This window comes from Pseudonocardia nantongensis, from assembly GCF_046546495.1.
In the GTDB taxonomy this organism is placed as follows: Bacteria; Actinomycetota; Actinomycetes; order Mycobacteriales; family Pseudonocardiaceae; genus Pseudonocardia; species Pseudonocardia nantongensis.
On the sequence record NZ_JBKGXT010000042.1, the window covers coordinates 1 to 5,184 of the forward strand.

Here is a 5,184-nt window from a genome sequence, read left to right on the forward strand (position 1 = left end):
TTTGTCAGGGTTTTTGTTGGAGAGTTTGATCCTGGCTCAGGACGAACGCTGGCGGCGTGCTTAACACATGCAAGTCGAGCGGTAAGGCCCTTTCGGGGGTACACGAGCGGCGAACGGGTGAGTAACACGTGGGTGACCTGCCCTCAGCTCTGGGATAAGCCCGGGAAACTGGGTCTAATACCGGATAGGACACATCGGCGCATGTTGGTGTGTGGAAAGATTCGGTTCGGCTGGGGATGGGCCCGCGGCCTATCAGCTTGTTGGTGGGGTGATGGCCTACCAAGGCGGTGACGGGTAGCCGGCCTGAGAGGGCGACCGGCCACACTGGGACTGAGACACGGCCCAGACTCCTACGGGAGGCAGCAGTGGGGAATATTGCGCAATGGGCGGAAGCCTGACGCAGCGACGCCGCGTGGGGGATGACGGCCTTCGGGTTGTAAACCTCTTTCGCCAGGGACGAAGCTTTTGTGACGGTACCTGGATAAGAAGCACCGGCCAACTACGTGCCAGCAGCCGCGGTAACACGTAGGGTGCGAGCGTTGTCCGGAATTATTGGGCGTAAAGAGCTCGTAGGCGGTGTGTCGCGTCGGCCGTGAAAACTTGGGGCTTAACTCTGAGCGTGCGGTCGATACGGGCATCACTTGAGTTCGGCAGGGGAGACTGGAATTCCTGGTGTAGCGGTGAAATGCGCAGATATCAGGAGGAACACCGGTGGCGAAGGCGGGTCTCTGGGCCGATACTGACGCTGAGGAGCGAAAGCGTGGGGAGCGAACAGGATTAGATACCCTGGTAGTCCACGCCGTAAACGTTGGGCGCTAGGTGTGGGGACCATTCCACGGTTTCTGTGCCGCAGCTAACGCATTAAGCGCCCCGCCTGGGGAGTACGGCCGCAAGGCTAAAACTCAAAGGAATTGACGGGGGCCCGCACAAGCGGCGGAGCATGTGGATTAATTCGATGCAACGCGAAGAACCTTACCTGGGTTTGACATGCACAGGATCGCGGCAGAGATGTCGTTTCCCTTGTGGCCTGTGTGCAGGTGGTGCATGGCTGTCGTCAGCTCGTGTCGTGAGATGTTGGGTTAAGTCCCGCAACGAGCGCAACCCTTGTTCCATGTTGCCAGCACGTGATGGTGGGGACTCATGGGAGACTGCCGGGGTCAACTCGGAGGAAGGTGGGGATGACGTCAAGTCATCATGCCCCTTATGTCCAGGGCTTCACACATGCTACAATGGCTCATACAGAGGGCTGCGAGACCGTGAGGTGGAGCGAATCCCTTAAAGTGAGTCTCAGTTCGGATCGGGGTCTGCAACTCGACCCCGTGAAGTTGGAGTCGCTAGTAATCGCAGATCAGCAACGCTGCGGTGAATACGTTCCCGGGCCTTGTACACACCGCCCGTCACGTCACGAAAGTTGGTAACACCCGAAGCCGGCGGCCCAACCCTGTGTGGGAGGGAGTCGTCGAAGGTGGGACTGGCGATTGGGACGAAGTCGTAACAAGGTAGCCGTACCGGAAGGTGCGGCTGGATCACCTCCTTTCTAAGGAGTCCCACAGTGGTGGGGCGCCAACTCTTCACTGTTGTGAGGGTGTTGGTTCCTTAACTGAATCGCACTGTCGGCCCCGCGTGTGGGTCGGGTGTGACTGGGTGGAACACAAGTGGAACGCCGAATCTGGCTTGGCACACTGTTGGGTCCTGAGGGGACACCCTGTGAGGGGTTTTCTTTCTGGCCGCTGGTGGTTTGGGTTTCCTAACGTCTCCTGTGGTGGGGGTGGTGGTTGCTCGGGTTGCTGTGTGGTTGTGGGTTGAGTGTTGCATAGTGGATGCGAGCATCTTGTTGTGGTCAAGTTGTTAAGAGCACATGGTGGATGCCTGGGCATCAGGAGCCGATGAAGGACGTGGGAGGCCGCGATAGGCCTCGGGGAGCTGTCAACCGAGCTGTGATCCGAGGGTGTCCGAATGGGGAAACCCAGCGCCCGTCATGGGGCGTTACCCGTACCTGAATTCATAGGGTGCGTGGAGGGAACGTGGGGAAGTGAAACATCTCAGTACCCACAGGAAGAGAAAACAACAGTGATTCCGTGAGTAGTGGCGAGCGAAAGCGGATGAGGCTAAACCGTGTCCGTGTCAAGCCGGCAGGTGTTGCGGATGCGGGGTTGTGGGATGTGCTGTTCATCTTCTGCCGAGGATGGGACGGTCGTGTGTTGTGTTAGCGGAAGACTTCTGGGACGGGTCGCCGTAGTGGGTGAGAGCCCCGTACGCGAAAACATGATACTGGTCGTGGGCATTTTCCCGAGTAGCAGCGAGCCCGTGGAATTCGCTGTGAATCTGGCGGGACCACCCGTCAAGCCTAAATACTACCTGATGACCGATAGCGGACGAGTACCGTGAGGGAAAGGTGAAAAGTACCCCGGGAGGGGAGTGAAATAGTACCTGAAACCGTGTGCTTACAAGCCGTCAGAGCCTGCAGTACTTTCGAGGTACAGGGTGATGGCGTGCCTTTTGAAGAATGAGCCTGCGAGTTATGCTTCGTGGCGAGGTTAACCTGTGTGGGGTAGCCGTAGCGAAAGCGAGTCCGAATAGGGCGTGTGAGTCGCGGGGTGTAGACCCGAAGCGGAGTGATCTACCCATGGCCAGGGTGAAGCGTCGGTAAGACGTCGTGGAGGCCCGAACCCACCAGGGTTGAAAACCTGGGGGATGAGCTGTGGGTAGGGGTGAAAGGCCAATCAAACTTCGTGATAGCTGGTTCTCCCCGAAATGCATTTAGGTGCAGCGTCGTGTGTTTCTCGCCGGAGGTAGAGCACTGGATGGCCTAGGGGGCCGACAAGCTTACCGAAGTCAACCAAACTCCGAATGCCGGTGAGTGAGAGCGCGGCAGTGAGACTGCGGGGGATAAGCTTCGTGGTCGAGAGGGAAACAGCCCAGATCACCGGCTAAGGCCCCTAAGCGTGCGCTAAGTGGAAAAGGATGTGGGATCGCAGAGACAACCAGGAGGTTGGCTTAGAAGCAGCCATCCTTGAAAGAGTGCGTAATAGCTCACTGGTCAAGTGGTCCTGCGCCGACAATGTAGCGGGGCTCAAGCGCACCGCCGAAGCCGTGGCAATGACACTGTTGGTGTTGTTGGGTAGGGGAGCGTCCTGCATCTGGTGAAGCCCGGGAGTGATTTACGGGTGGAGGGTGTGGGAGTGAGAATGCAGGCATGAGTAGCGAATGCAGAGTGAGAATCTCTGCCGCCGGATGACCAAGGGTTCCTGGGCCAGGTTGTTCCGCCCAGGGTGAGCCGGGACCTAAGGCGAGGCCGTCAGGCGTAGTCGATGGACAACGGGTTGATATTCCCGTGCTCGTGATAGTGCGTCCATGCTGGGGCCGGTGATGCTAACCATCCGAGCCCACCTTCGACCCTTCGGGGTTGTTGTGTGGGGGAGCGTGGGATCCGATCCGGTAGTAGGCAAGTGATGGGGTGACGCAGGAGGGTAGCTCCGCCACGCGGTGGTTGTCGTGGTGTAAGCCTGTAGCCTGACTTCCCAGGTAAATCCGGGAGGTCGTGAAGGGTGAGAGGTGATGCGTAGCCGATTGAGGCGAAGAGGGTGATCCCATGCTGTCGAGAAAAGCCTCTAGCGAGTGCTGTTGCGGCCCGTACCCGAAACCGACACAGGTGGTCAGGTAGAGAATACCGAGGCGATCGAGCGAACTGTGGTTAAGGAATTCGGCAAAATGCCCCCGTAACTTCGGGAGAAGGGGGGCCACCTGCTTTGAAGCCCCATTGCGGGCTAGGGGTGGGTGGTCGCAGAGACCAGGCCCAAGCGACTGTTTACTAAAAACACAGGTCCGTGCGAAGTCGCAAGACGATGTATACGGACTGACGCCTGCCCGGTGCTGGAACGTTAAGAGGACCCGTTAATCCTTCGGGGTGAAGCGGAGAATTTAAGCGCCAGTAAACGGCGGTGGTAACTATAACCATCCTAAGGTAGCGAAATTCCTTGTCGGGTAAGTTCCGACCTGCACGAATGGCGTAACGACTTGGGCGCTGTCTCGACCACAGACTCGGCGAAATTGCATTACGAGTAAAGATGCTCGTTACGCGCGGCAGGACGGAAAGACCCCGGGACCTTTACTACAGCTTGGTATTGGTGCTCGGTTCGGCTTGTGTAGGATAGGTGGGAGACTGGGAAGCGGTCACGCTAGTGATGGTGGAGTCGTTGTTGAAATACCACTCTGGTCGAATTGGGTGTCTGAACCTCGGGCCATGATCTGGTTCAGGGACAGTGCCTGGTGGGTAGTTTAACTGGGGCGGTTGCCTCCTAAAGGGTAACGGAGGCGCCCAAAGGTTCCCTCAGCCTGGTTGGCAATCAGGTGTTGAGTGTAAGTGCACAAGGGAGCTTGACTGTGAGACTGACGGGTCGAGCAGGGACGAAAGTCGGGACTAGTGATCCGGCACCTCCTGGTGGAAGGGGTGTCGCTCAACGGATAAAAGGTACCCCGGGGATAACAGGCTGATCTTGCCCAAGAGTCCATATCGACGGCATGGTTTGGCACCTCGATGTCGGCTCGTCGCATCCTGGGGCTGGAGTAGGTCCCAAGGGTTGGGCTGTTCGCCCATTAAAGCGGTACGCGAGCTGGGTTTAGAACGTCGTGAGACAGTTCGGTCCCTATCCGCCGCGCGCGTTGGAGACTTGAGGAAGGCTGTCCCTAGTACGAGAGGACCGGGACGGACGAACCTCTGGTGTGCCAGTTGTCCCGCCAGGGGCACGGCTGGTTGGCTATGTTCGGGAGGGATAACCGCTGAAGGCATCTAAGCGGGAAGCCTGTTCCAAGATGAGGTCTCCCACCACCTTGAGTGGGTAAGGCTCCCAGGAGATGACTGGGTTGATAGGCCGGAGATGGAAGCCCTGTGAGGGGTTGGAGTTGACCGGTACTAATAGGCCGAGGGCTTGCCACAACGAGTTGTTCGCATCCACTGTGTGACCCTGAACCCACAACCGCCCGCGGTTGTGGGTGTGGGTTTGTAGTTGATTTTATAGGTTTGTGGTTCGGTTTTTTGAAGCCGACCGCAGGTCTCATAGTGTTGTCGGTGGTCATAGCGGTAGGGGAACGCCCGGTCCCATTCCGAACCCGGTAGCTAAGCCTTCCTGCGCCGATGGTACTGCACTCGTCAGGGTGTGGGAGAGTAGGTCGCCGCCGACATTC

The 5,184-nt window shown here is 58.1% G+C and carries 3 rRNA genes; all 3 read left to right on the forward strand.

Annotation, left to right across the window (positions count from 1 at the left end):
* The first annotated feature begins 13 nt into the window (after positions 1-13).
* Positions 14-1,537: ribosomal RNA gene (locus ACLFMI_RS26640) — 16S ribosomal RNA — on the forward strand.
* 301 nt (positions 1,538-1,838) lie between these two features.
* Positions 1,839-4,936: ribosomal RNA gene (locus ACLFMI_RS26645) — 23S ribosomal RNA — on the forward strand.
* A 128-nt stretch (positions 4,937-5,064) separates the two neighbouring features.
* Positions 5,065-5,181 (forward strand): 5S ribosomal RNA (gene rrf / locus ACLFMI_RS26650).
* The 16S, 23S and 5S rRNA genes sit together here, the layout of an rRNA operon.
* Positions 5,182-5,184 lie beyond the last annotated feature (3 nt).